Origin of the sequence: Streptomyces sp. NPDC101490 (assembly GCF_044767145.1) — a bacterium.
Lineage (GTDB): Bacteria > Actinomycetota > Actinomycetes > Streptomycetales > Streptomycetaceae > Streptomyces.
The window spans coordinates 122545-149128 of sequence record NZ_JBIWNI010000002.1 but is presented as its reverse complement, the minus strand read 5'-3'; the positions used below and the strand labels follow the sequence as shown (position 1 = coordinate 149128).

At 72.1% G+C, this 26584-nt stretch carries 23 protein-coding genes; 12 read left to right on the top strand and 11 right to left on the bottom strand.

The features are described from left to right. The first annotated feature begins 6 nt into the window (after nt 1-6). The 4 genes from ACIRQY_RS04455 to ACIRQY_RS04440 all read left to right on the top strand — a co-directional run bounded on the left by ACIRQY_RS04455 (nt 7) and on the right by ACIRQY_RS04440 (nt 2988). Nucleotides 7-588, top strand: a complete 582-nt coding sequence (locus tag ACIRQY_RS04455; protein ID WP_403922456.1) for a hypothetical protein — start codon at nt 7-9, stop codon at nt 586-588. A gap of 9 nt (nt 589-597) precedes the next feature. Further along, entirely contained in the window at nt 598-1227 is a 630-nt protein-coding gene (locus tag ACIRQY_RS04450; RefSeq protein ID WP_403922455.1) for an OmpA family protein, read from the top strand. Nucleotides 1228-1446: 219 nt separating this feature from the next. After that, complete coding sequence (locus tag ACIRQY_RS04445; RefSeq protein WP_403922454.1) at nt 1447-1821, top strand: hypothetical protein; 375 nt, start codon at nt 1447-1449, stop codon at nt 1819-1821. A 30-nt stretch (nt 1822-1851) separates the two neighbouring features. Then, nucleotides 1852-2988: a hypothetical protein gene (locus ACIRQY_RS04440; protein WP_403922453.1), complete on the top strand. Its 1137-nt coding sequence runs from the start codon at nt 1852-1854 to the stop codon at nt 2986-2988. A 301-nt stretch (nt 2989-3289) separates the two neighbouring features. On the opposite strand, the gene ACIRQY_RS04435 is transcribed toward ACIRQY_RS04440, so the two are convergent. Further along, the gene (locus ACIRQY_RS04435) at nt 3290-3664 is read right to left on the bottom strand and encodes a DUF192 domain-containing protein (protein WP_403922452.1); all 375 of its coding nucleotides are present in this window, start codon (nt 3662-3664) and stop codon (nt 3290-3292) included. Nucleotides 3665-3795: 131 nt separating this feature from the next. On the opposite strand from ACIRQY_RS04435, the gene ACIRQY_RS04430 reads away from it, so the two are divergent. Beyond that, nucleotides 3796-4533, top strand: coding sequence for a prepilin peptidase (locus tag ACIRQY_RS04430; RefSeq protein ID WP_403922451.1), 738 nt, complete (start codon nt 3796-3798; stop codon nt 4531-4533). 348 nt (nt 4534-4881) lie between these two features. On the opposite strand, the gene mgrA is transcribed toward ACIRQY_RS04430, so the two are convergent. Beyond that, on the bottom strand, nt 4882-5919 hold the full coding sequence (gene mgrA / locus ACIRQY_RS04425) for an L-glyceraldehyde 3-phosphate reductase (protein ID WP_403922450.1): 1038 nt from the start codon (nt 5917-5919) through the stop codon (nt 4882-4884). 128 nt (nt 5920-6047) lie between these two features. Between mgrA and ACIRQY_RS04420 the strand changes: the two genes are divergently transcribed. From ACIRQY_RS04420 to ACIRQY_RS04400, 5 genes are all read left to right on the top strand, one after another. Then, entirely contained in the window at nt 6048-6809 is a 762-nt protein-coding gene (locus ACIRQY_RS04420) for an isoprenyl transferase (RefSeq protein WP_351791197.1), read from the top strand. Nucleotides 6810-7135: 326 nt separating this feature from the next. Further along, nucleotides 7136-8461, top strand: coding sequence for a PhoH family protein (locus tag ACIRQY_RS04415; RefSeq protein WP_351791194.1), 1326 nt, complete (start codon nt 7136-7138; stop codon nt 8459-8461). A gap of 379 nt (nt 8462-8840) precedes the next feature. After that, a complete protein-coding gene (locus tag ACIRQY_RS04410; protein WP_403922448.1) occupies nt 8841-9542 on the top strand; it encodes a transglycosylase SLT domain-containing protein in 702 nt (233 codons plus the stop codon). A 129-nt stretch (nt 9543-9671) separates the two neighbouring features. After that, nucleotides 9672-11087, top strand: coding sequence for an AI-2E family transporter (locus tag ACIRQY_RS04405; protein ID WP_403922446.1), 1416 nt, complete (start codon nt 9672-9674; stop codon nt 11085-11087). Then, on the top strand, nt 11084-11761 hold the full coding sequence (locus ACIRQY_RS04400) for a hypothetical protein (protein WP_403922444.1): 678 nt from the start codon (nt 11084-11086) through the stop codon (nt 11759-11761). The genes ACIRQY_RS04405 and ACIRQY_RS04400 overlap by 4 nt, the downstream gene beginning before the upstream one ends. 117 nt (nt 11762-11878) lie before the next feature. On the opposite strand, the gene ACIRQY_RS04395 is transcribed toward ACIRQY_RS04400, so the two are convergent. Next, nucleotides 11879-12418 carry an alkyl hydroperoxide reductase gene (locus ACIRQY_RS04395; protein ID WP_351791183.1) on the bottom strand — a complete coding sequence of 180 codons (540 nt, stop codon included), beginning with the start codon at nt 12416-12418 and terminating at the stop codon, nt 11879-11881. A 6-nt stretch (nt 12419-12424) separates the two neighbouring features. Further along, nucleotides 12425-12979 carry a peroxiredoxin gene (locus tag ACIRQY_RS04390; protein ID WP_351791181.1) on the bottom strand — a complete coding sequence of 185 codons (555 nt, stop codon included), beginning with the start codon at nt 12977-12979 and terminating at the stop codon, nt 12425-12427. A gap of 132 nt (nt 12980-13111) precedes the next feature. Between ACIRQY_RS04390 and ACIRQY_RS04385 the strand changes: the two genes are divergently transcribed. After that, complete coding sequence (locus ACIRQY_RS04385) at nt 13112-14086, top strand: LysR substrate-binding domain-containing protein (RefSeq protein WP_403922442.1); 975 nt, start codon at nt 13112-13114, stop codon at nt 14084-14086. Between the two features lie 166 nt (nt 14087-14252). Here ACIRQY_RS04385 and ACIRQY_RS04380 read toward each other — a convergent pair whose 3' ends face one another. Genes ACIRQY_RS04380 through ACIRQY_RS04370 form a run of 3 tightly spaced genes read right to left on the bottom strand, consistent with a single transcriptional unit; the run spans nt 14253 to nt 17826 of the window. After that, nucleotides 14253-16625: an FtsX-like permease family protein gene (locus ACIRQY_RS04380; RefSeq protein WP_403922440.1), complete on the bottom strand. Its 2373-nt coding sequence runs from the start codon at nt 16623-16625 to the stop codon at nt 14253-14255. Continuing rightward, nucleotides 16622-17305 carry an ABC transporter ATP-binding protein gene (locus tag ACIRQY_RS04375; protein WP_403922438.1) on the bottom strand — a complete coding sequence of 228 codons (684 nt, stop codon included), beginning with the start codon at nt 17303-17305 and terminating at the stop codon, nt 16622-16624. The genes ACIRQY_RS04380 and ACIRQY_RS04375 overlap by 4 nt, the downstream gene beginning before the upstream one ends. Further along, entirely contained in the window at nt 17302-17826 is a 525-nt protein-coding gene (locus ACIRQY_RS04370; protein WP_351792759.1) for a PadR family transcriptional regulator, read from the bottom strand. Before ACIRQY_RS04370 ends, ACIRQY_RS04375 begins: the two co-directional genes overlap by 4 nt. Before the next feature lie 258 nt (nt 17827-18084). On the opposite strand from ACIRQY_RS04370, the gene ACIRQY_RS04365 reads away from it, so the two are divergent. After that, nucleotides 18085-20295: a transglycosylase domain-containing protein gene (locus ACIRQY_RS04365; RefSeq protein ID WP_403922436.1), complete on the top strand. Its 2211-nt coding sequence runs from the start codon at nt 18085-18087 to the stop codon at nt 20293-20295. 102 nt (nt 20296-20397) lie between these two features. Here ACIRQY_RS04365 and ACIRQY_RS04360 read toward each other — a convergent pair whose 3' ends face one another. The 4 genes from ACIRQY_RS04360 to ACIRQY_RS04345 all read right to left on the bottom strand — a co-directional run bounded on the left by ACIRQY_RS04360 (nt 20398) and on the right by ACIRQY_RS04345 (nt 26516). Continuing rightward, on the bottom strand, nt 20398-21840 hold the full coding sequence (locus ACIRQY_RS04360) for a catalase (protein ID WP_351792753.1): 1443 nt from the start codon (nt 21838-21840) through the stop codon (nt 20398-20400). 202 nt (nt 21841-22042) lie between these two features. Further along, nucleotides 22043-23971, bottom strand: coding sequence for an ATP-binding SpoIIE family protein phosphatase (locus ACIRQY_RS04355; RefSeq protein WP_351792750.1), 1929 nt, complete (start codon nt 23969-23971; stop codon nt 22043-22045). 332 nt (nt 23972-24303) lie between these two features. Next, the gene (locus tag ACIRQY_RS04350; RefSeq protein WP_403922433.1) at nt 24304-24969 is read right to left on the bottom strand and encodes a DUF402 domain-containing protein; all 666 of its coding nucleotides are present in this window, start codon (nt 24967-24969) and stop codon (nt 24304-24306) included. Between the two features lie 122 nt (nt 24970-25091). Next, entirely contained in the window at nt 25092-26516 is a 1425-nt protein-coding gene (locus tag ACIRQY_RS04345) for a class II fumarate hydratase (protein ID WP_403922431.1), read from the bottom strand. Nucleotides 26517-26584: the final 68 nt, after the last annotated feature.

Here is a 26584-nt window from a genome sequence, read left to right as displayed (position 1 = left end):
GCGGTAATGAAAGCACGGTACGGGAGGAAGCCCCACAGGGCTCTGGCTGTCGTCGCTGTCGTGGCGCTGTCCGTGGTCGGCTGTGGGGCCCAGGACACCCCGAAGGACGAGAAGCCCCCGGCGAAGACGTCGGCGGCCTCCCCCAAGGGGGGCGCTCCCGCGCAGAGCACCCAGGGGGCGGAGGAGCCCGCCGAGACGCTGGCGCTCCTCAAGGGGCAGGACGGTTTCGAACTGACCATCAACTCCGCGGTGCGCGACGCCGGTGGATTCCTGACGGTCAAGGGCAGCCTCAAGAACACCAAGAACGAGGGGCGCGCGGTCCCCGACACCCTGCGGGGGGACGAGACCGAGGTGCTCAAGCACGGGACCTCACTGGGCGGGGCCACCCTCCTCGACTCCGCGGGCAAGAAGCGCTACTACGTCCTGCGGGACACGGACGGCCGCCCCCTGACCACCACGGGGCTCGGCATCCTGTCGGCCGGGGAGTCCGTCGCCGTCTTCCTCCAGTTCCCCGCCCCGCCCCCCGCCACCACCGACGTCTCCTTCCAGCTGCCCACCTTCGAACCCGCCACCCTCAAGCTCTCCTGAGGCGACGCCATGACGACGACATACCGCCGCCTCGCCGCTCTCGTGGTCGTTCCCGTGGTCCTGGGGACCCTCACCGGTCCCGTCGCCCACGCCGACGATCCGCCGGGTTCCGCCGGGACCTCCTCCCCGCCGCCCGCCATCGACTCCGCCGCCCCGGGCCTGATGCTGCCCGACGGCGCCACCCTCGCGCCCGCCAAGGTCCTCGACATCAAGCAGATCGTCGAGGACGAGGGAGGTGAGGAGCGCCGTCAGGACACCAACGTGGACGTGACCTTCGCGCTCCAGGCCGAGGTCCTCTTCCCGAAGGACAGCGCCAAGCTGAGCCCCGCCGCCCACGGCCGTATCGCCGCCGTCGCCGCCGAGGTCACCAGGCTCGGTTCCGGACGGGTCCGGATCTTCGGCTTCACCGACGACCTGGGGACGTACGAGCACGGACTGAAGCTCTCCAAGGAGCGTGCCGTCGCCGTGCAGCAGGTGCTGTCGCGGAGCCTCCCGCCGGGCACGGCCTTCGACATCCGCGGCTACAGCGAGGACTTCCCGATCGCCGACAACGGCTCCGAGGAGGGCCGGAAGAAGAACCGCCGGGTCGAGATCTCCTTCCCCCGCACCTCGGCACCCTCCGCGCCCTCGGCTCCCTGAGCAGCCCTGGGCCGTCCTGGGCTGCTGTTCCTGTCCGGATCGCGCCTCCCGCGCCGGTCCGGGCAGGGACCCCTTCCGGGACCGGTGAACCGTGCGAATTTACCGAAGCACTCGGAAGGAGGACGTTCCGTATGGTCCTGGGAAAACCCGGCGAAAGGTGTCGTCAGGAAAGCGCAAAAGTGGGGGGACACCCCCGGTGGGCGGGAGCATTCTGGACACATGACGACGACGCCGGGTGAATCCCCGGGTGTGCAGCTGGTCAGTGACCTCGTCACCCGGCTGCCCGAGTTCCGGGGCAGGTACGAGAGTCACGTCTTCCATCAGGGCGCGGTGCAGCCGCACGTGTTCTTCTGGGACGTCGTCCAGGACACGGTCCGTTCCTTCCTCGGCGAGGACAAGGGCACGGTGGACTGGCGCCGGACGCTCGCCTTCCTGGAGGAGCAGTCCCGCCGGGGCGTCCTGGGCGTCGACGAGGTGATCGTCACCTCGTTCCTGGGCGACCTGCCCTCCGCGAAGGAGCCGGGCCACGCCATCGTGGACCAGCTGGGTCCGCTGATGGCCGCGAGGTACGGCCGCATAAGGCCGCGCGGCTGAGACGGCGGGGGCGCCTGGATAATCGGGCGCATGTCCCCGCCCAGCCCCACCGGCACCACCCGCCCCGTCGGTACCTCGCGTCCCGACCGCCACACCCTCCTCGCCGTCGGCGGCTACGCGGCCACCCGGATCGTCGGTCTGGCCGTCCTCGCCCTCGCCGCCGCCCTGACCGGCAAGGACGGGCTGCACCGGCTCAACGGCCGTTGGGACTCGGTCTGGTACCGGCGCATCGCCGAGCACGGCTACGGGTACGAGGTCACCCTCCCGAACGGCGACCTCCACGCGGACCTGGCCTTCTTCCCGCTCTTCCCGGCCCTGGAACGCGGCCTGTCCACCGTCCTCCCGATCGACGCGGCCACCGCCGGTCTCGTGGTCTCGTGGACCGCCGGTCTCGTCGCCGCCTGGGGCATCCACCGGTGCGGCACCCTCGCCTTCGGCCCGCGCGCGGGGGTCCTGCTCGCGGTGCTCTGGGGGGTGTACCCGACCGCGTTCGTGCAGTCGATGGCGTACACGGAGACCCTGTTCACGGCCCTCGCCGCCTGGTCGCTGTACGCGGTCCTGCGCGGGCGCTGGCTCCTCGCCGGCGCGCTGTGCGCGGCGGCGGGACTGACCCGGCCGACCGCCGTCGCCCTGATCGCCGCCCTCGGGATCACGGCCCTCGTCACGCTGGTACGGGACCGGCGGCTGCCCCTGAGGACGGTGGCGGGGGTGCTGCTCGCGCCGCTGGGCTGGCTCGCGTACATCGTGTACGTCGGTGTCCGGCAGGGGTCGGCGACCGCCTACTTCGAGGTCCAGGCGGCCTGGGGGAACTCCATCGACGGCGGGGTCGCCCTCGCCCGGTTCATCGCCGGGCTGCCCTGGCCCGCCGCCCTCGGGCTCTGCGCCGCGCTCGCCCTCCTGGGCTGGCTGGTCGCGCTCTGCGTCCGGCAGCGGCAGCCGCTGCCGCTGCTCGTCTACACGGTCGGTGTGGTCCTCGTCTCGCTCGTCGGCGCCGCGTACTTCGGGTCCCGGCCCCGGCTGATGATGCCCGCCTTCGGGCTGCTGCTGCCGCCCGCCGTGGCCCTCGCCCGGCTGCGGACCCGCACGGTCGTCCCGGTCCTGGCCGTCCTCGCCCTCGCCTCCGCCGGGTACGGGGCGTTCACCCTCCTCGGTCCGGGCCCGCCGTGACGACCGGCGGGCGCGCCCCGGCGCGCTCTGGGCCCCCAGTCGCCCGGTCGCGGGCGCGGGGTGTCCACGGCGCCCCGGGCCCGCCACGGCGACCCGGACGGCGGGCATCCCGGCGCCCGCCGGGTCCCGCCGCCGACCGCCCGTCGGCCCCCGCCGCCGGGCCGAGCCGGGCCACGGCGGCCCCGGGTCCCGCCGAGCCCCCGCCGGACCGCGCGGCGCCCGCGAGCCCCGGCCCTGTGCCCCGGTCCCGCCGAGGGCCTCCGCCGGGACCTCTCCGGGCCACCCGGACCACTCCACGCCGTCAGTTTCCGGACACGTCTCCCGTTTCCCCCTCCACGCGCACGCGTACCCCCCGCCGCAGGCCCCAGGCGGCCATCGTGCCCGCCTCCGCCTCCAGGACATGGCGGCCGAGTGGCTGGATCATGCCGAGTCTGCCCGGCCGCATCGTCACGACCGACCGGACCCTGAACGAGCCGTCCAGATGCGCCACGTCGATCGGGAAGCGCATCCCGAAGGTGTGGACGCTGTTCGTCCGCACGATCAGCAGCGCCCCCGCGATCCCGTCCCGGCCGAGCAGCCCCCGCCGCCGCGCGCGGTACGAGGCCGCCACCTCCAGCGGCACCCCCACCCCGCCGGGCACCGTCAGCGTCCCGGCCCCGTCCTTCCATCTCCCCATGCCCCAGACCGTAGCGCCGCCCCGGCCCCGGGGAGTCCCGTCCACCGCATCCCCGTCCACCGGATCCCCGCTTCCGCCTCGGCCCGACGAACGACACCAGTCGGGCGACACCAGCCCCTAGGGTCAGCCCCGTGTACGTCACCCTGATCGTCCTCGCCGCCCTCTGGGGAGCCGCCGCCGGTCTGCTCGTGCCGCGGGCCGCCTACCGGCTCGCGGTGGCCTCCGACGAGCCCCGGCGGGACCGCTGCCCGGCCGGGCACCCGTTCGCCGGGCCCGCGCGCGGCTGGCTCGGCGGTCCCGGCCGGGGGGAGTGCGCGACGGCCACCGCCCCGCTCACCGCCCCGCTGCTCACCGCCGCGAGCTGTGCCGCGCTCGCCGCCGCCACCGGCGGCCCCCGGCCCGAACTGGCCGTGTGGCTGCTCGGCGCGCCCGTCGCGGTGCTCCTCGCCGGGGTCGACGCGCGGGTGCGCAGGCTCCCGGACGGCCTCACCCTGCCGCTGGCCCTCGCCGTCCCGCTGCTCCTGGGCGCCGCCGTGCTCCTCCCGTACGAAGCCGGTTCCTGGCGGCACGCGCTGCTCGGCGCGCTCGCCATGGGCGGCGCCTACCTGCTGCTCTTCCTGGTCAACCCGAGCGGGCTCGGCCTCGGTGACGTGAAGCTGGCGCTGCCGCTCGGCGCGGCCCTCGGCTGGTACGGCTGGGGCGTCCTGTTCGTCGGGGCGTTCGCCGGGTTCCTGTTCGGCGCGGTGTACGGCCTCGGGCTCGTCCTGCTGCGGCGGGCGGACCGCTCCGCCGCGATCCCGTTCGGCCCGTTCATGCTGGGGGGCGCACTGCTCGGTCTGCTCCTCGGCGCGTTCACGGCCGTCTCCTGAGGCACTTCGGGACCTCCGGGGGCTCCGCGGGGGCTCCGGCCGCCCGCCCCCACGTCAACGGCCGGCCCTGACCGGTCCCTCCTGGGAGGGACGGAACCCCGCCGCCACGCCGGGGCGCAAACCCGCCACAGGCCCCTGGAGCCCTTGTCCCACAAGGGCTCCGGCCCGTTCCGGCTACTTCCCCCGGCGCGCGTGGCGCGCGCCACGACTATCGAAGGGTTATGGTGGAAACCCCCCCTCGGGCCGGTCCGTATCCCCCCCCACGGACCGGCCCGTTTTTTTCTTCCCCGGTGTCCGCCCGGCGATCCGTCCGGTGATCCGCCGACGGATCCGGGCCCGGGGCGGGGCTCAGCCCCGGCCGGCCCAGATGTTCGTGCCCTCGGTGTCGACGGCGAACGAGTCGATCTCCGCCAGCTCCTCGCCGGTCAGCGGCGCACCCGCCAGGGCCGCCACGTTCTCCTCCAGCTGCGCGACGCTGGACGCGCCGATCAGCGCCGAGGTCATCCGCTCGTCCCGCAGCACCCACGACAGCGCGAGCTGCGCCAGGGACTGCCCGCGCCGCTCCGCGATGTCCGCGAGACCGCGCAGGCGCCGCAGCACCTCGTCGGAGAGCAGGTTCGGGTCGAGGGACTTGCCCTGGGTCGCCCGGGAACCCTCGGGGATGCCCTTCAGGTACTTGTTGGTGAGCAGGCCCTGCGCCAGCGGCACGAAGGAGATGCAGCCCATCCCGGCCGCCTCCAGGGTGTCGAGCAGGCCGTCCTCCTCCGTCCAGCGGTTGATCATGGAGTACGAGGGCTGGTGGATCAGGGCGGGCACGCCCATCTCGCGCAGCAGCCGCGCGGCCTCGGCGGTCTGCTCGCTGTTGTACGAGGAGACGCCCACGTACAGCGCCTTGCCCTGCTGGACGGCGGAGGCCAGGGCCCCCATCGTCTCCTCCAGCGGGGTGTCCGGATCGAAGCGGTGCGAGTAGAAGATGTCGACGTGGTCGAGGCCCATCCGCTTCAGGGAGGCGTCGAGCGAGGACAGCAGGTACTTGCGGGAGCCCCACTCGCCGTACGGGCCGGGGTGCATCTCGTACCCCGCCTTCGTCGAGACGATCAGCTCGTCCCGGTACGGCGCGAAGTCCTGGGCGAAGAGCTTGCCGAAGTTCAGCTCGGCGGAGCCGGGCGGCGGCCCGTAGTTGTTCGCCAGGTCGAAGTGGGTCACGCCGAGGTCGAAGGCGCGCCGGAGGATCGCACGCTGGGTGTCGAGCGCCCGGTCGTCGCCGAAGTTGTGCCAGAGGCCGAGGGAGATCGCGGGGAGCTTGAGGCCGCTGCGGCCCGAGCGGCGGTACTCCATGGAGTCGTAGCGGTCCGCGGAGGCGCGGTACAGGGGGGAATCAGTCACGTATCTCTGCTTATCACGGACTTGTGACAGTCCCGGGCTGGGAGGGCGTCGCCCGTGCGCAGTAGTGTGGCGGCTTGCGGACCGCCGCGGTGGGGCGGACCCGCCGCTGCACGGAGGGGTAAAGAACGGTGAACCTGCGCGACCTGGTGTACGGGCTCTACGCACGCCGGGTGGAAGGCCGCCTCGACCACACCCAGGTGCCCAAGCACATCGGGGTCATCCTCGACGGGAACCGACGCTGGGCCAAGGCGTCCGGCGGGACCCCCGAGCAGGGACACCGGGCGGGCGCGGACAAGATCCAGGAGCTGCTCGGCTGGTGCGCCGAGACCGACGTCGAGGTCGTCACGCTCTGGATGCTCTCCACGGACAACCTGAACCGGCCCGAGGAACAGCTCGGGCCGCTGCTCGGGATCATCGAGAACGCCGTGCGCGCGCTCGCCTCCGACGGCCGCTGGCGGGTCCACCACGTCGGCACGATGGACCTGCTCCCGGCGCGGACGCAGACCGTCCTGAAGGAAGCCGAGCAGAACACCCACGACAACACGGGGATACTCGTCAACGTGGCGGTGGGCTACGGGGGCCGGCAGGAGATCGCGGACGCGGTCCGCTCGCTGCTCCTGGAGCACGCGGAGCGCGGCACGAGCTTCGAGGAGCTCGCCGAGACCATCGACGTCGAGCACATCTCGGAGCACCTCTACACGCGCGGCCAGCCCGACCCGGATCTGGTGATCCGCACCAGCGGCGAGCAGCGGCTCTCCGGTTTCATGCTGTGGCAGAGTGCCCATTCCGAGTACTACTTCTGCGAAGTGCACTGGCCCGCCTTCCGCAAGGTCGACTTCCTGCGGGCGCTGCGCGACTACGCGGCCCGCCACCGGCGCTACGGGACCTGATCCCGGCCCGGAACCTCCCCGGAACCTCCCTGGGACCTCCCCGGAACCCGACCGGAACTCCTCACCCGGTGTTCACGAACACGTCGTCGTGGGTGGCTGCATGGCGGCCCCTGTTCGAGGGCATATTCACGGTGAAGTGAGCGGCACGGAGACCGCCACCCGGGAGGCCCCTTGCACCAGGACGACCGTGCGGGACACGCACGGGAGAAGCGGAGGGCCGAGGTCCGGCCCGCGCACGGCGGCCCGCACCCGGTCCCATTCCGCAGCGACACCTGTTCCGTCGCACCCCGACCTCACAGGGGTCTTCCGAGGGGGTCTGTCCTTCCGTGGTGACCAGCACGAAGCGCCGCCTTTCAGACCGGCGCACCTATGTTCTCGACACCAGCGTCCTGCTGGCCGACCCCAACGCGGTCTCCCGCTTCGAGGAGCACGAGGTAGTGCTCCCGATCGTGGTGGTCACGGAGCTGGAGGCCAAGCGGCACCATCCGGAGCTCGGCTACTTCGCCCGGCAGGCGCTGCGCCTCCTGGACGACTTCCGGGTCCGGTACGGACGTCTGGACGCCCCGCTCCCCATAGGGGATCTGGGCGGCTCCCTGCGGGTCGAACTCAACCATTCGGACCCCTCCGTCCTGCCCGCCGGATACCGGCTGGGTGACAACGACTCACGGATCCTCGCGGTCGCGCGCAACCTCCAGGCGGAGGGGTACGACGTGACGGTCGTCTCCAAGGACCTGCCGCTGCGCATCAAGGCCTCCTCGGTCGGGCTGCTCGCCGAGGAGTACCGGGCCGAGCTGGCCATCACGGACGCCAACGGCTGGACCGGGATGACGGAGCTGGGGCTCTCCGCCGACCAGGTGGACCTGCTCTACGACCAGGATTCGCTGTACGTGCCGGAGGCCGCCGAGCTGCCGGTCCACACGGGCCTGGTGCTCCAGTCCGAGCGCGGGAAGGCGCTGGGCCGGGTCACCCCCGACGGGAACGTGCGGCTGGTCCGGGGCGACCGGGAGGCCTTCGGGCTCCGGGGCCGCAGCGCCGAGCAGCGGATCGCCCTCGACCTGCTGCTCGACCCGGAGGTCGGCATCATCTCGATGGGCGGCCGGGCCGGTACGGGCAAGTCCGCGCTCGCGCTCTGCGCGGGCCTGGAGGCGGTCCTGGAGCGCCGCCAGCACCAGAAGGTGATGGTGTTCCGTCCGCTGTACGCGGTCGGCGGCCAGGAGCTCGGCTATCTGCCGGGCAGCGAGGCCGAGAAGATGAGCCCGTGGGCCCAGGCGGTCTTCGACACGCTGTCCTCGGTCGCGGGCCGGGAGGTCATCGAGGAGGTGCTCGGCCGGGGGATGCTGGAGGTCCTGCCGCTGACCCACATCCGGGGCCGCTCGCTGCACGACGCGTTCGTCATCGTCGACGAGGCCCAGTCCCTGGAACGGAACGTCCTGTTGACCGTTCTGTCCAGGATCGGGGCGAATTCGCGGGTCGTGCTCACCCATGACGTGGCCCAGCGGGACAACCTCAGGGTCGGCCGGTACGACGGAGTCGTCGCCGTGGTCGAGAAGCTGAAGGGTCATCCGCTCTTCGCGCACGTCACGCTCACCCGCTCCGAGCGCTCCCAGATCGCGGCGCTCGTCACGGAGATGCTGGAGGACGGACAGATCTGACCGTTTCGTACGTATCCGTACGCGTACGGAAGTTGGCGCCGTCCGGCCGGGCGCAGGAGCTTAGCCGGGCGGCGCCGCCGTGTCCGCCGTATCCTCCCGAACACGTGCCCCCGGTCGGGTGTGAGCTTTCACACCCGGGCGGGAATTGCCTTGCGGTGGCGCCGTCCGGCAAAGTCTTGCTTCCGTCAGGCCCCGCATACGGCACACGTGCACCCTCAGGGGTGCCACAGCGTCACCACAACTCAACAGCCGTCAGCCGTATGCCGCCCACAGCACCACGGGCCCGTGTCTCCTGTGACCCCGTACGTCGGAGACCAGCGCCAGGGGCACGATTTCGCTCGCGTGGTCACCTGTGCGAGCGATGCTGGAAGGAAACCGTGTGAGCCGGATCTCGGTCCGGGGATTCGCGGTGGCTTCGGCCACCGCGGTCACCACCGTCGGCGCCGTCGTGGGCGTTGCTTCGGGTAACGCCGCTCAGCCCTCGGACGACAACTTCGAGGCCGCCGCGGCCGACACCACGCTGCTCGCGGACATCCCTGCGGGCGAGCAGGCCCAGGTACAGGTCTCGTCCCTCGCGGAGCAGGCCGACGTCCAGGCCGCCGCCGCGGACTCCGTCGCGAAGAAGTCCGCCGAGGAGACCGCCCGTCTCCGCGCGGCCAAGGACGCCGAGGCCAAGAAGGAGGCCGCCGACAAGGCGGCCAAGGCCGAGAAGGAGCGCAAGGAGAAGGAGGAGCGCGCCAGCCGTGACGCGGCCCGCGACGCCTCGTCCTTCGCGCCCCAGAGCTCCTACTCCGTCGCCGAGGTCAAGGCGATCGCCCGCCAGATGGTCCCGGCCTCGCAGTTCCAGTGCTTCAGCAACATCGTGAACCACGAGTCCACCTGGAACTACCTCGCGGTCAACCGCTCTTCGGGCGCCTACGGTCTCGTCCAGGCCCTCCCGGGCAGCAAGATGGTCTCGGCCGGCGCCGACTGGCAGACCAACCCCGCCACCCAGATCAAGTGGGGCCTCAGCTACATGAACTCCAAGTACGGCGGCCCCTGCGGCGCCTGGACGTTCTGGCAGGCCAACCGCTGGTACTAGGTCCGGGGCGCTCAACCTCCGGAAGCCCCTCGCCGTCCTACGGTGAGGGGCTTCGGCGTGTAGGTTCGAAGGTCCACCGCCTCCGGGGGAGCCGGCGGGAACGGAGTCGTCGGGGGGAAGAGGAAAGAGATGGCGAGAGTGCCGGCGTGGCTGGGACGGCTGGGCGAGAGCCTGAGCCGCATGGGTGAACGTCTCGACGAGCGCAGGGCCGAGGCGGAACGGGACGAACCGGTCGGACCCCACGGGACCGCCGAGGACCCGGCCTGGGACGGCGCCGCGCGGGTGCCCGGCCCGGACCCGGACACCGCCGCGCCCCTCCCGGAGACGACCGCGTCCGAATCCGGCCGTTCCGTCCCCGCGCCCCCCACCTACGCCCCGGCGGTCGCCGCCCGGCCCGATCCGGTCGACGCGATCCCCTGGGGCATGCGGGTGGCCGCCGAGGCGAGTTGGCGCCTCCTCGTCTTCGCGGGGACCGTCTGGGTCCTGATGAAGGTGATCAGCTCCGTCCAGCTGGTCGTCCTCGCCTTCGTCGCCGCGCTCCTCGTCACCGCCCTGCTCCAGCCCACGGTGACCATGCTCCGCCGCAGGGGCCTGCCGCGCGGACTCGCCACCGCCGTCACCGCCGTCTCCGGCTTCGTGGTGATGGGCCTGGTCGGCTGGTTCGTGGTCTGGCAGGTCGTGGACAACATCGACAACCTGTCCAACCAGATCAAGGACGGGATCGAGGAGCTGAAGCGCTGGCTCCTCGACAGCCCCTTCCATGTGACCGAGCAGCAGATCAACGGCATCGCGAAGAACCTCAGCGACTCCGTCGGCGCCAACGCCGAACAGATCACCCAGGTCGGACTCCAGGGCGTCACGGTCGTCGTCGAGACGATGACCGGCATGCTCCTCGCCATGTTCTCCACCCTCTTCCTGCTGTACGACGGGAAGAAGGTCTGGGAGTGGACGCTCAAGCTGGTGCCCGCCCAGGCACGGCCGGGCGTCGCCGGAGCCGGGCCGCGCGCCTGGCGCACCCTCACCGCCTATGTGCGGGGCACGGTCCTCGTCGCCCTCATCGACGCCGTCTTCATCGGTCTCGGACTCTGGTTCCTGGAAGTGCCGATGGCGGTGCCGCTCGCCGTCTTCATCTTCCTCTTCGCCTTCATCCCGCTGGTCGGCGCGGTCTTCTCCGGGGCGCTCGCCTGTGTCGTCGCCCTCGTCACCAACGGGCCGTTCACCGCCCTGATGGTGCTCGTCGTCGTCCTCGCGGTCCAGCAGATCGAGGGCCATGTCCTCCAGCCGTTCATCCTCGGACGCGCGGTGCGGGTCCACCCGCTGGCCGTCGTCCTCGCGGTCGCCGCGGGCGGTCTGACCGCGGGCATCGGCGGCGCCGTCGTCGCGGTGCCGCTGGTCGCCGTCGCCAACACCGTGGTCGGCTACCTCCGCGCGTACAGCAGGGAACAGGCGCTCCGCGGCACGCCGGAGCCGCGCGGGGCGACCGCGTTCGAAGTGGCGCCGACGCCCGCCCCCGGCACGCTCGCCGCCAAGGGGGAGGACACGTGATATCCGAGCCGGAACTCGACGGCGGCACGGGCTTCGACACGGTCGAGGTGCTGACGGAGGTCCGTCCGCCGCGCGCTCCCCGGGCCCGGCGCCCGTGGCTGTGGGCGCTCGGCGGCGCGGTCCTGGCCTCGGCGGTCTGGGGCGGTGGGCTCTACGCGCACGAGCAGCGGCAGGAGCGGGGCCCCGACCTGCGGGGGTACGGGGTGGTGGGGGCCGAACTCTGCGGGAAGGCGAAGTTCAAGGCGCTCAGCGGCATCCTGGGCAAGCCCGGTGGAGCCGGGGACGGAGCCCTGCTGAACGAGCCGGGCCTCCACATGACCTCGTGCGACATGGCCTTCGGCTCGGCCGAGACCGGCTACCAGCTCTCCCTGAGGTACACCCTGCACAAGGTGACGGATCCGGGGCCGGAGTTCGCGGCACACGCGAAGTACTACGACCTGAAGACCCCGATCGAGGGCATCGGTGACCAGGCGTTCTTCGACGACCGCGGTGGTGAGGGCGGCGAGCTGCGGGTCCTCGACGGGCAGGTCGAGATCGAGCTGACCCTGTACCGGCAGTACAGCACCGACGCCGACGGCGAGGTGATCCAGGAGACGAAGCCGCTCGACCTCTCCGGCATCGAGGTCCCGATGACCCAGGACATGCTGGCGCTCATGGAGGCGCTCAGGAAGTGACCGGCCCGGTGCGCCGGGCAGCGCGGAAGGGCCCCGGGGCGTGCTGCCCCGGGGCCCTTCTCGTACGGCTCGGACCGTACCCGGACCGTTCGGACCGGATCGGACCGCACGGCCCGCCTACTCGGCGGCGGCGAGCACCGCTTCCGCGTCGAGGGTGACGCCGACCGCCTGGATCACCGCGGCGATCTTGACGGCCTCCTGGATGGTGGTGCGCTCGACACCGGCCTGGCGCAGGACCTGCTCGTGCGAGTCCAGGCACTGGCCGCAGCCGTTGATCGCGGAGACAGCCAGCGACCACAGCTCGAAGTCGACCTTGTCGACGCCCGGGTTGCCGATGACGTTCATCCGCAGACCGGCGCGCAGCGTCCCGTACTCGGGGTCCGACAGCAGGTGCCGGGTCCGGTAGAAGACGTTGTTCATCGCCATGATCGCGGCGGCGGACTTGGCGGCCTGGTACGCCTCGGGCTTGAGGTTGGCCTGGGCCTCGGGCTCCAGCTCGCGCAGGACCTTCGGCGAGCGCGAGGCGATCGCGCAGGCCAGGACGGTGCCCCAGAGCTGCTGCTGCGGCAGCTCGCTGTTGCCGATGACCGAACCCAGGTTCAGCTTCAGGTCCTTGGCGAAGTCCGGCAGGGCGGACTTGAGTGCGTCGAGAGCCATCTCAGCTCACTCGCCCGAGAGGAGCGAGGCGGCGTCGAGGGTGCCCTCGCCCTTGTTCCAGTTGCAGGGGCACAGCTCGTCGGTCTGCAGGGCGTCGAGCACCCGCAGGACCTCCTTGGGGTTACGGCCGACGGAACCGGCGGTCACCATGGTGAACTGGATCTCGTTGTTCGGGTCCACGATGAAGACGGCGCGCTGGGCGAAGCCGTCCTCGCCCTCGACGCCGCAGTCGCGCATCAGCTCGTGCTTGGAGTCCGCCAGCATCGGGAAGGGCAGGTCACGCAGGTCGGCGTGGTCCTTGCGCCAGGCGTGGTGGACGAACTCGGAGTCGCCGGAGACGCCGAGGATCTGGGCGTCGCGGTCGGCGAACTCGTCGTTCAGCTTGCCGAAGGCGGCGATCTCGGTGGGGCAGACGAAGGTGAAGTCCTTCGGCCAGAAGAACACCACGCGCCACTTGCCCTCGTAGGACTTGTGGTCGATCTGCTCGAACTCCTTGCCGCTCTCCAGCGACACGCAGGCGGTCAGGTCGTAGGCGGGGAACTTGTCACCGACAGTGAGCACGCGCTCTCCTTGCAGGCAGGAAGGGTCCCTTTTGGGGTCTTCCGTGGGGGTTGGACAAGTCACAGCATGGCACGGGGTGCATTGATCAGTGAAATAGCTAGAGTGGTTCGTGTTGATCGAAGGTGGTTATCAGTGGCATCCCCGTACAGTCCCCCGCACCCCCAGAACCGTGGCAAGCAGCCGAGCCTCTCCCAGCTCAGGGCGTTCGCCGCAGTCGCCGAGCACCTGCACTTCCGTGACGCGGCCGCCGCCATCGGCATGAGCCAGCCCGCGCTCTCGGGCGCGGTGTCGGCGCTCGAAGAGGCGCTCGGTGTCCAGCTCCTCGAACGGACCACCCGCAAGGTCCTGCTCTCGCCCGCCGGGGAACGGCTCGCGGTCCGCGCCCGGGCGGTCCTCGACGCGGTGTCCGAGCTGATGGAGGAGGCGGAGGCGGCACAGGCGCCCTTCACCGGGGTGCTGCGGCTCGGGGTGATCCCCACCGTCGCCCCGTACCTGCTGCCGACCGTGCTGCGCCTGGTCCACCGGCGCTATCCGGACCTCGACCTCCAGGTCCACGAGGAACAGACCTCCTCGCTCCTGGAGGGACTCGCCGCCGGACGTCTCGACCTGCTGCTGCTCGCGGTGCCCCTCGGTGTGCCCGGCGTCACCGAACTCCCGCTCTTCGACGAGGACTTCGTCCTGGTCGCCCCACGGGACCATCCACTGGCGGGCCGGGACGACATCCCCCGCGAGGCGCTGAGGGAACTCCGGCTGCTGCTCCTCGACGAGGGGCACTGTCTGCGCGACCAGGCACTCGACATCTGCCGGGAGGCCGGGCGCGCCGACGGCGCCGAGGTCACCACCACGGCGGCGGGGCTCTCCACCCTGGTCCAGCTGGTGGCCGGGGGCCTCGGGGTGACCCTGCTGCCGCGCACCGCCGTCACGGTCGAGACCGCCCGCAACAGCGCTCTGCGCACGGGCCTGTTCACCGGACCCGCGCCCGCGCGGCGGGTCGCCCTGGCGATGCGGGCCGGGGCCGCCCGGCACGCCGAGTTCGGCGAGCTGGCGGAGGCCCTGCGGGAGGAGATGCGGGGGCTGCCGGTCCGGGTGGTGGACGGCGACTCCTGAGGGTGCCGTCCCCACCGTCGCGGCCGTCGGCACGGCAGCGGCGGCCGGTCCACCGCTCCCGTGCCGACGGCCCCGGCGCCGCGCCGGTACGCGAGGACGGGCGGCGGTTCCCGGCACCCCCCGGTGCCGGGAACCGCCGCCCGCCCTCGTACATCAGCCCGGAGGGTCACTCCGTGCGCAGGCCGTCCGCGCGCATCAGACGCCACAGCGCGGGCATGCTCAGCAGCGTCACCGCCGCGATCAGGCCGAAGCCGATGCCGACCACTGGCAGGAAGACCCACCAGTCCTGGACCCGCTGTCCGCTCGTGCGCAGCAGGACGAGGCCGAGACCGAGCCCGCCCGCCACGGCGAGGAGCAGTCCGAGGACGATCGGCACGGCCGTCTGCCACAGCACCGACCAGCTCAGCGTGGAGCGGCGGGTGCCGAAGGCGACGAGCGCGGAGAGCAGCCGTCTGCGGTCCCTGAGCTGCTCCAGGGTGGTCACCAGGAGCGAGGCGGCCACCAGCAGCATCGTCAGGGTCGAACCGACGAGGATCCCGGTGCGGACGCTGCTGAACTGGCTGCTCCGCTCGGTGTCCTTGAGGGTGCGGACCGAGGACGTCGGGTCGATGGCCGCCGCCGTGTTCCGTACGAGTTCGGCGGCGTCCGGGACCGCCGGGTCCAGCCGCACCATGGTGAGCGCCTGCGGTGCGTCGAGCCGGGTGGCGTCGATCGCGGACGGAGTCGCGAGCACGCCGTACTGGGGGGTGCCCGTCGGGTCGGGACGGGAGTCCACGTTCCGCGCCTCGGCCGGGATGCGCCACTCGGCCGGACGGGCGTTCGCGGGGCGACGGGGCGCGTCCGGGTGCGGGAAGGGGTCCCGCAGGGCGACCGTGGCGCCGGGGCGCGCGGTCTGGGTGACCCAGCTGTCGGGAGGGGCGCCCTGGAGGCCCCGGGTGAGGACGATGAAGACGTCCCCGTCCTCGCAGGAGGGCAGCTTCGCGAACTCGCGGAGCGAGGGGCAGTCGCCGACCCGGATCGGGGTGATGGGGGCGAACTCCTCGCCCTTGCGCAGCGGCCCGGCTCGCCACACATGGGTTTCCATGACGCCGATGACCTTGGTGACGCCCGGGGTGGAGCCGATCCGCTCGATCGTCGCGCGGGCCTCGGCCGAGGTGCGGGCGTCCGTGCCGACCGTGATCTCGGCCCGGCTGGTGTCCTCGCCGGAGGCATGGGTGAAGTCGGACTCCATCGACTGGAAGAGCATCTGGAGCGCGATGGCCCCGGCCGCGGCGACGACGATCCCGCTGACCGCGCGGGCGGCGGTGCCGCTGCTGAGCTGGAGCCTGCGGACCGCGAGCTGCCAGGCCACCGGCCCGGCGTGCAGCCGCTTCACCCCCGCCTCGACGAGCCAGGGCAGCAGGGTGGTGAGGCCGACCAGGGCGAGGGTGGTGCCCGCCACGACCCCGGCGGTGTCGATGCTGGTCTCGTCGATCCGGACCTGGCCCGCCATCCGTACCAGCAGGGCGGCGCCCGCCGCGAGGAGCAGCAGCCGCCACCAGAGCCTGCGGCGGCGCGGGGTGGAGGTCCGGACGACGCCGAGCGGTTCGATCGCCACCCCGCGCAGCGCGACGAGGGTGACGACGACCGAGGCCACCGGCACGGAGAGGAGGGCGACCGCGGCGAGTGCCGGCATCGGGACCACGTCGGACGGGAAGGCGTTGACGTCCCAGATGGTGAAGGCGCCCGCGAACCGCCGGGCCACCGCGAAGAGACCGGCGCCGACGAGCAGGCCGAGCAGGGCACCCGCCAGGGACTCGCCCGCCGCGATCCGCCGGGTCATGGCGGTGTCGGCGCCGACCAGGCGCAGCGCGGCGAGCCGCCGGTCGCGCTGTTCGCCGCCGAAGCGGACGGCGGTCGCGATGAAGACCAGCACGGGGAGGAGCAGGACGACGCAGGCGACGACGACCAGGAGCAGCAGGAAGCCGTTGAAGGGCTCCTCGGGCACGGACCAGCCGTAGTCGGTGCCGCGCCCGTCGGCGTTGTCCGCGGTGAGGAAGCCGACGTGGGCGACGTACCGCAGGTCGGCCGGGCCGATGAGGCCGTCCTTGCCGAGGGTTCCGGAGATCTCGTAGGGGAGGCGCTCCCTGAGCAGCGCGCCCCCGGGGGACTCCAGCAGCTCGCGGAGGTCGGGGGAGACCAGCATCGACCCCCGCGCGGGGAACGCGTCCGCTCCCGGGGGGAGCGTGGGCGCGTCGCCGTCGGGCCGCAGCAGCAGCCCGGAGACCGTGGCGTCCCGGTAGGTGGTGTTCCGGGTGAGGTGGAGAAAGGTGGCGGGGCCCGGGGCGGTGATCTCGGTGCTGGCGTCGACGGCGCGGCCGGAGCTGCGCACCTCCCGCTGGAACATCATGTTCGGCAGCGAGGAGGCGAGCAGCAGCAGGGCCACGCCGAAGCCGACGCCGGTCGCGGTCAGCAGGGTGCGGAGCAGCCCCGGACGGCCTCCGGTGACGGCGAAGCGGGCGCCGAGTCCCAGGTCGCGGGCCCAGGTGCGGAGCTTCACGTGGCCCACTCCGCGTCCCGTACGGCTCCGTCGCGCACGACGACCTCGCGGTCGGACCAGGCGGCGACGCGGGCCTCGTGGGTGACGAGGACGACGGCGGCGCCGGTGTCCCGGGACGCCTCGGTGAGCAGCCGCATGACCCGCTCGCCGTTGAGGGAGTCGAGGGCGCCGGTGGGCTCGTCGGCGAAGATCACCCGGGGGGTGGCGACGAGCGCGCGGGCGACCGCGACCCGCTGGCCCTGGCCGCCGGATATCTCCCCGGGGCGCTTGCCCGCGATGTCCTCGACCTCCAGGCGGGCCAGCCACTCGGTGGCCTTGGCCTCGGCGGCCTTCCGCTTCTCGCCGCCCAGGCGGAGCGGCAGGGCGACGTTCTCCCCGCAGGTCAGCTCGGGGACGAGCTGGCCGAACTGGAAGACGAAGCCGAAGTCGGTGCGGCGCAGGGAGCTGCGGGCGGTGTCGGAGAGGGCGGTGAGTTCGCGTCCGTCGTAGGTGATGGTGCCCGCGTCGGGTCGGACGATCCCGGCCAGGCAGTGCAGCAGGGTCGACTTGCCGGAGCCGGAGGGGCCCATGACGGCGACGACCTCGCCCGCCCGGAGGGCGAAGGAGGCGCCCGCGAGCGCGGGCGTGGGGCCGTAGGCCTTGTCGAGGCCGGTGGCGAGGAGCAGGGGTCCGGTGGTCATCGGCGGACCTCCTCGGCGAGCTGGTCGAGGCGCGCGGTGGTCAGTTCCAGCCAGCGCAGGTCGGCTTCCAGGTGGAACAGGGCGTGGTCGCAGATGAGCTGGTCGGCGAGGTCGCCGTCCCGCTTGCGCCGGGTGAGCTCGCGCATCAGGCGCAGGTGCTCGGCGCGCTGGCCGTCGAGGAGCTCGGCGGCGCCCCGGCCGGTGAGCAGGGCCAGGACGACCTTGGTGTAGAGGACGGAGTGGAGGTACGGCTCCGGCTTCTCCGGAGTGGCGAGCCACTGGGCGACGTCGGTGATGCCCGCGTCGGTGATGGCGTACCGCTTCCGTTCCGGGCCGCCGCCCGCTTCGACCCCGTCGACGACGACGAGGCCGTTCTTGAGGAGTCTGGACATGGTCGAGTAGACCTGGCCGTAGTGCAGCGGCCGGTCGTGGCCGAACCTGTCGTCGAAGGCGCGCTTGAGGTCGTAGCCGTGGCGCGGGCCGGACTCCAGGAGCCCGAGGAGGGTGTGACCGATGGACATGGCGGTCACTGTACACCGGGTGTATACCCAGTATGTATAGAACCTCCGGACAAACGGAATACGGCCTTCAGGCAACCATCCGGTACGCCCGGACGTCGGTTCCTCTGGACATGGGTGCTGATTCTCACGTCCTGAAAAGACGTGATCGGTTGTTCTTTGTCCGCGTCGCCGGTGTTAGCTGGCTAGCTGAGCGCGCCCGGAGCGGGCGGGACGGGGACCGGGGTGCCGGTACACACGACGAGCGGAGCGACAGGACACATGGGCGGACCTGACAAGGGCAAGGCGAAGAAACGCGGACTGCGCCGCTTCTTCTCGTGGAAGAAGCTCCTGGGCACCTTCTTCGTCTTCTGCCTGCTCGCCATGGGCGCCCTGTACGTCGTCTACCTCATGGTCCCGGTGCCGAAGGCCAACGCCGAGGCGACCATGCAGAGCAACATATACAAGTACGCCGACGGCAGGATCTTCGCCCGCACCGGCAAGATAAACCGCGAGATCGTCGGCCTGGAGAAGATCCCCGAGAAGGTCCAGAAGGCCTTCGTCGCCGCCGAGAACAAGAGCTTCTACCAGGACAACGGCGTCGACATCAAGGGCACCACCCGCGCCGCCTGGTCGACCATCACCGGCAAGGGCAAGCAGGGCGGATCGACGATCACCCAGCAGTACGTCAAGAACTACTACCTGAGCCAGGACCAGACGGCGACCCGCAAGCTCAAGGAAATGGTCATCGCCCTCAAGGTCGACCAGGAGACCAGCAAGAGCGACATCCTCGCCGGGTACATGAACACCAGCTTCTACGGGCGCAGCGCCTACGGCGTCCAGGCCGCGGCCCGCTCGTACTACGGCGTCGACGCCACCCGGCTCACCACCGCCCAGGGCGCCTACCTCGCCTCGCTGCTCCAGGCGCCCAACCAGTACGACTGGACCTCCGCCAGCACCACCGGCCGCAAGCTCGTCGAGCAGCGCTGGAACTACGTCCTCGACAACATGGTCGGCGAGGGCTGGCTCTCCGCCGACGAGCGCGCCGGGATGAAGTTCCCGGTCCCGCAGAAGGCCCGGCCCGCCCCCGGCATGGAGGGCCAGACCGGCTACATCGTCGAGGCCGCCAACGAGGAGCTGATGCGCCAGGGCGTCAGCGAGGAGGACATCAAGGCCGGCGGCTGGACGATCACCCTCAACATCGACGAGAAGAAGCAGAAGGCCCTCGTCAAGGCGGTGAACGACGAGCTGGAGGCCAAGCTCGACCGCAAGGGCGACAAGAAGGACGCCACCGTGCAGGCGGGCGCCACCTCCGTGGACCCGAAGACCGGTGCGGTCGTCGCGATGTACGGCGGTGTCGGCGCCACCGAGCACTGGCTCTCCAACGCCACCCGCCGGGACTACCAGCCCGCCTCGACGTTCAAGCCGATCGTCCTCGCCTCCGCGATCGACAACGGCGCCACCACCCAGGACGGCCGGAAGATCGGCCTCGGCACCGTCTACGACGGCACCAGCAAGCGCCCGGTCGTCGGCAGCACCATCCCCTTCTCCCCGGAGAACGAGGACGACCGCAGCTACGGCCCCGTCACCGTGCAGAAGGCCACCAACAGCTCGATCAACTCGGTCTTCGCCCAGATGATCGTGGACGTCAGCCCCTCGAAGACCAAGAAGACCGCCCTCGCCCTCGGCATGAAGGACGGCCAGGACTTCGGCCAGACGCCCGCCATGTCCCTCGGCACCATGGGCGCCTCCACCCTCGACATGGCCGGGGTCTACGCCACCCTCGACAACCACGGCGTGAAGGTCACCCCGACCCTGGTGAAGTCCGCCGCCCACCGGGACCGCACGGTCACCCCCGCCCCCGCCATCGGCGAGCAGGTCATCAGCCGCGAGGCCGCCGACACCGTCACCAAGGGCATGGAGGGCGTCGTGCTGAACGGCTCCGGCTTCCGCGCCGCCGGTGACTACCGGGCCGCGGGCAAGACCGGCACCTCCGAGAACAACCGTTCCGCCTGGTTCGTCGGCTACACCCCCGAACTGGTCACCGCCGTCGGACTCTTCGGCGAGGACACCAAGGGCAACCAGGTCACCCTCACCGACACCATCAACCCGGGCCGCGCCAACGGTGGCCGTACGCCCGCCCAGATCTGGGGCGCCTACACCACCGGCGCCCTCGGCGGCGGCTCCGACGCCACCTTCGACCTGGAGACCGACGGCTCGGCCCCGGTCGAGCCGGACCCGGACCCCTCCCGCACCACCGAGGCGCCCGAGGAGCCCACGCAGACGCCGACCACCACGTCGCCGCACACGACGGTCCCGCCGACGACGGCACCCACCACCGTCCCGCCGACCCGGCCGACGACCCCGGAGACCACGCCCCCGGCGACCACCGAGCCCCCGGCGACCGAGGAACCGACCTCCCCGCCGCCCACGACCGGCCCGCCGGACGGCGGAGGCGGCGGCGAGCAGGGCGGCACCCGCCCAGGAGAGTGACGGCACACTGAGGGCCGGACCCCCACCAGGGGTCCGGCCCTCAGCCGTACGGCCGTGGCGCCGGGTCGGCCGACACCGATCTCCTCCGGCGGTGGCGCGGGCTCAGGCGACGCCGACCTCCTTGGCCACCCGGTCGCCGAGGGTCCGGTCCACGTTCCGCCAGTAGACCACCGCCCGTTCCAGGACCGGGGCGCTCACCCCCGCCTTCAGGTGTCCGGCGATGTTCGACACCAGCCGGTCGCGGGCCGCGTCGTCGAGGACCTCACGGACCAGGGTGCCCGGCTGCCCCCAGTCGTCGTCCTCCGCGTGGAGCGTGTACGCCTCCCGCACCAGCTCGCCCGCCGCCGCCCAGCTCGCGGGCTGCCCGAAGCGCCCGTAGTCGGCCGAGGGGCCGCCGTACGAGTTCGGCGCGTACGGCCGGGCGGCCGTCGAGGCCTCGTACCGCATGGCCCCGTCCTTCGCGTACGAGTGGACCGGCGCGTGCGGCCGGTTCGGCGGCAGCTGCGCGTAGTTCGGGCCGATCCGGTACCGGTGGGCGTCCGGGTACGAGAAGAGGCGGCCGAGCAGCATCTTGTCCGGCGAGGGGCCGATCCCCGGCACCATGTTCGAGGGCTCGAAGGCCGCCTGCTCGATGTGGACGAAGTAGTCCTCGGGGTTCCTGTCCAGCGTCATCCGGCCGACCTCGATCAGCGGGAAGTCGCCGTGCGGCCACACCTTGGTCAGGTCGAACGGGTTGAAGCGGTAGTCCGCCGCCGCCTCGAACGGCATCACCTGCACCTTGAGCGTCCACGAGGGAGCGTTCCCGGACGCGATCGACTCGTGCAGGTCCCGGCGGTGCAGGTCCCCGTCCGTACCGGCCAGCGCGTCCGCCTCCGCCTGCGGCAGGAAGTCGACGCCCTGGTCCGTCAGGAAGTGGTACTTCACCCAGAAGCGCTCACCACCGGCGTTGATCCACAGATAGGTGTGCGAGCCGTAGCCGTTCATGAACCGGTACGACTTCGGGATGCCCCGGTCGCCCATCAGCCACGTCACCTGGTGCGCGGTCTCCGGCGAGAGCGTCCAGAAGTCCCACTGCATGTCGTGGTCGCGCAGCCCCGTCACCGGATGCCGCTTCTGCGAGTGGATGAAGTCCTGGAACTTGGTGGCGTCCCGGACGAAGAACACCGGTGTGTTGTTGCCGACCAGGTCGTACGTCCCCTGGTCGGTGTAGAACTTCAGGGCGAAACCGCGCGGGTCACGCCAGGTGTCCGGGGAGCCCTGCTCGCCCGCCACGGTGGAGAACCGGGCCAGCGTCTCCGTGCGCGCGCCCGGCTGGAAGAGCACCGCCCGGGTGAACTGGCTGACGTCCTGCGTCACCTCGAAGAAGCCGTACGCGCCGGAGCCCTTGGCGTGCACCACGCGCTCCGGGACCCGTTCCCGGTTGAACTGGGCCATCTTCTCGATCAGATAGTGGTCCTGGAGCAGGACCGGGCCGTCGGGGCCGACCGTCAGCGAATGCTCGTCGCTCTCGATCGGATTCCCGGCGTTGTTCGTCGTGTAGGTCACGAGCGTCTTCCCGTCGGTGGGGGGATCAGGGGTCGGGCCGCTGCGTCCACCACCGAAGTCAACTCCGCCGCCGGAGGATCGGCAACCGCTGACCCGCACGCGCGTACGGGCACGGCCCCGGACCCGGCGGGACGCACGACGGCGCGCGCCCCGCATCCGGGACGCGCGCCGACCACCGCTTCCGATCCGTGCTCCCGGGCCCCTACGGGGTCGCCAGCTCGAACCAGACCACCTTGCCGCTCGACAGCCGGGTCGCACCCCAGCGCCGGGCCAGCCGGTTCACCAGGAACAGACCGCGTCCGCCCTCGTCGGTGTCCCGGGCCCGCCGCTGCCGGGGCAGCTGCGGCGAGTCGTCGCCGACCTCGCAGCGCAGCACGTCCGTCCGCAGCAGCCGCAGGGTCACCGGCCGCTCCGCGTACCGCACCGCGTTCGTCACGACCTCGCTGATCAGCAGCTCGACCGAGTCCGTCAGCTCTTCGAGGCCCCAGCGGGTGAGCGCCCGCCGGGCGAGACGGCGGGCCCGGCCCGGCGCCGCGTCCTCCGGTTCCAGGAACCAGTACGCCACGTCGCTGGGCGCGATCCCGTCGAACCGGGCCGCGAGCAGCGCGATGTCGTCGTCCCGGTCACCCGGCCCCAGCATGTCCAGGATGTCGTCGCAGAGTGCTTCGAGCGGCGGCGAGTGGTCGGGGCCCGTCAGCTGCGCGGTCGCCGCCAGCCGCTCCCGCAGCTGCTCGATCCCGGTCCACACGTCCCGCAGCCGGGACTCGACCAGACCGTCCGTGTACAGCAGCAGCGTGGCTCCCGCCGGGGCGTCCAGCTCGACCGCCTCGAAGTCCACCCCGCCGACCCCGATCGGGGCACCGGGCGGAACGCGCAGCACTTCGGCACGACCACCCAGATGGAGCAGTATCGGCGGCGGGTGGCCCGCGTTCGCGACCGTGATCCGGTGCGAGACCGGGTCGTAGACCGCGTACATACAGGTGGCCATCCGGTTCTCGCCGAGCCGCTGCGCCTGCTCGTCCAGATGGTGCAGGACCTCCTGCGGCGGCAGGTCGAGCCCGGCGAGGGTCTGCGCGGTGGTGCGCAGCTGGCCCATGATCGCCGCGGAGGTCATCGAGTGGCCCATGACGTCGCCGACGACCAGGGCGACCCGGCTGCCGGGCAGCGGGATCGCGTCGTACCAGTCGCCGCCCACCCGGGCCGTCTCGGCCGCCGGGAGGTAGCGCGAGGCGAGCTTGACGCCGGTCGGCTGCGGCAGCGAGTCCGGCAGCATCGTCCGCTGGAGCTCGTCCGCGATGTACGCCTCGCGCCCGTACAGCACCGCCTTGTCGATGCCGAGCGCGGTGTGCGTGGCCAGTTGCGCGGCGACCAGCAGGTCGTTCGGCTCGAAACCGGCCCGCTCGGCGCGGCGCATGAAGACGGCCGCGCCGATCACCCGGCGTCTGCCGCGCAGCGGCGCCAGGACCGCCCGCAGCCCGCCGGGCAGCGGGTGCTCGACCCCGAGCAGCTCCGTCAGGGCCGCCTTCGCGGCGGCGGAGTCGCCGAAGACCGGCCGTACTCCGCGCAGCACCTCGGCCAGTGCCCCGCCGGCCCTTACCTCGCAGAGTTCGGCCGCGGGGGTCGGGTCGGGATCGGGTACCAGGATCAGCTCCTCGCCCTCCAGGTCGCTCAGCCGCAGCCGGTCGGTGCGGCGCAGCCGCAGCACGAACGGTGCCACCGGGCGCTCGTCGCCCACCGGCAGCGGATCGCGGAGGTAGACGAGGATCTCGTCGGAGAAGGTCGGCACGGTCGCCCGGCAGAGGCCCAGGACGATCTCGTCCAGGTCGATGCCGCGCGCGATGCGCCGGGTCGCCGCCCCGACGAACCGCAGCCGTTCGCCCTCGCGCCGCATGGTGGTGGCGCCGCCGGAAGGCTGCGGCGACACGGCGACGGCGACCGCGCCGGGTGCCGGGGGAGGCGGCGGGGCGTCCGCCGAGGGGATGGGGGCGGGCGCCGGGACCGCCGGTCCGCCCGAGGGGGCGGGCGCGTCGGAGGGCAGGCCGACCGGCGCCTCCTGGCGGGGGCGCGCGTGTTCCTGCGGCCGGGCTGCCAGGGGCTGCCGGCCTTCGTGGGAGGTGGGATGCTCCGTCACGCGTGGGGTTCCGTCCGTCCGGGCCGGTGGTGCGATGCACTCGCTCTTCTCGCCGATGCCGCGCCTTCAGCGGGACTAAACCCCTGTTGGGCGGTGGATGTGGACGCTCCGCGAGCGGCGGCAACGGCAGGGGTGGGAACACCCGGGCACACGTCCGGCACTGCTCTCCCCCTCATGGGTGACTTCTGGTCAGGTCCTGCGCTGCGGTGGAACCTTGACGTGCCGTCGGTCCGGTCCGACGCGCCGTCAAGCCGGTCCGGAGTGCCGTCGGATCCGCCTCCGCCGTGCGGAGGACGATCCTACGTTTGAACCCCGGGGGCGCATCAAGGGTCTCACGGTGCCGTGTGCGCCGGTGTGCGGTCCCAGTCGGCCGGCAACTCCGGAACTTTCCACTCCGGATCTGGCCGCCAGTCCTCCCAGCCGTCCGCGAACGGCGCGCCCCAGGAGGTGATCCGGTCCACCGCGAGCCGCCCGGCCGCCCGTACCCGCCCGGCCTGCTCGGGGCCCATCAGTCCGGACCGCTGGGCCTGCGCGAACTCGTCCTCGTCCCGCCACAGCCAACTGCGGTCCGGATAGACCGAGATGTCCAGGAAGTGGTCCTCGGAGTCGACCCCGTCGGCCCACCGGACCTGCGGCTCCTCCAGGTTCACGTACCAGCTGCGGAACCGCCAGCCGCGGTCCCAGAACAGCCACACCGACCACGGCTCGCCCGGCCGGGCCAGTTTCAGCACCCCGCTGCCCGACCAGCGCGCGCGTTCCGTGGTGCGGGCGGCGGTGTAGCGGGTGGCGAGCGGCTCGTCGTGGACGGAGGTCCCGTCCGTGAGCACCGGCCGGACGCACTCGGTGCCGGGTGCCATCCAGACCGCGAGCAGCTCGGGCGTGTCGCGCACGACCGTCACCGGCCGGCAGATGTGCACCGCTCCGGTGCCGTTGCCGCGGTAGCGCCAGAGGATGTGATCCCCCGGCGCCCAGTGCTGGGAGCCGTCCGATCCTGTCATGCGCAGATCTTAGGGGCGAGCTCCCACGGCCGCTGCGGTACAGATCACGAATGGGTTGCTACCGGCCTGCCCCTACCCGTTGGTCACTTGCGTTCGGTGAGCGCGGGCCCGCACGGATGAGCTCACGGCCGGGTCATGCGCAGCACGTCCAGCGCCTCGTCCAGCTGCTCGACGGTGAGGTCGCCGCGCTCCACGTGGCCGGACTCGATCACCACCTGGCGGACGGTCTTCCGCTCGGCCAGGGACCTCTTCGCGATCCTGGCCGCCGCCTCGTAGCCGAGGTACTTGTTCAGCGGGGTGACCACGGACGGCGAGGACTCGGCGTACTCCCGCGCCCGTTCGACGTTGGCCGTGATCCCGTCCACCGTGCGGTCGGCGAGCAGCCGCGACGCCCGGGAGAGCAGCCGTACGGACTCCAGGAGGTTCTTCGCCATCACCGGCAGCATGACGTTGAGCTCGAAGTTCCCCGCCGCGCCCGCCACCGCCACCGTGGTGTCGTTTCCGGTCACCTGCGCGGCCACCATGAGGACGGCCTCGGGGATCACCGGGTTGACCTTGCCCGGCATGATCGAGGAGCCGGGCTGGAGGTCGGGGAGGTTGATCTCGGCGAGTCCGGTGCGGGGGCCGCTGGCCATCCAGCGCAGATCGTTGGAGATCTTGGTGAGGGAGACCGCGACCGTGCGGAGCTGCCCCGACGTCTCCACCAGCGCGTCGCGCGCCCCCTGCGCCTCGAAGTGGTCGCGGGCCTCGGTCAGCGGCAGCCCGGTCGCGCGGGCGACCTCCGCGATGACGGCGGCGGAGAAGCCGGGCGGCGTGTTGATGCCGGTGCCCACCGCCGTACCGCCGAGCGGGAGTTCGGCGAGCCGGGGGAGCGCGGAGCGCAGTCGTTCGACGCCGTACCGGACCTGTGCCGCGTATCCGCCGAACTCCTGGCCGAGGGTGACCGGTGTGGCGTCCATCAGATGGGTGCGGCCGGACTTCACCACCGTCGCGAATTCGGCTGATTTTCGCTCCAGGGCGGTGGCCAGATGGTCGAGGGCGGGGATCAGGTCGCCGGTGACGGCGGCGGTGGCGGCGATGTGGATGGAGGAGGGGAAGACGTCGTTGGACGACTGCGAGGCGTTCACGTGGTCGTTGGGGTGCACCTCGCGCCCCTCCGGCAGCCGCTCGGTGGCGAGGGTGGCGATGACCTCGTTGGCGTTCATGTTCGACGAGGTGCCCGAGCCGGTCTGGAAGACGTCCACGGGGAAGTGGTCGTCCCAGCGGCCCCCGGCGACCTCGGCGGCGGCCGAGGCGATGGCGTCCGCGCGGTCCCGGTCGATCACCCCGAGCTCGGCGTTGACCCGGGCGGCGGCGGCCTTGATCCGGGCCAGCGCCTCGATGTGGGCCCGTTCGAGGCGCTGCCCGGAGACGGGGAAGTTCTCCACCGCCCGCTGGGTCTGCGCCCGCCACTTCGCGTGCGCGGGCACCCGCACCTCTCCCATCGAGTCGTGCTCGGTCCGGTAGCCCTCGGCCCGGTCGTTCTCGGCCCGGTCGTTCTCGTTCATGTCTCTCAACCTCCCAGAAAAGATGAGCACTTGTCTTGTTCCATGTATTCCCATCGGGCGTACCGGCC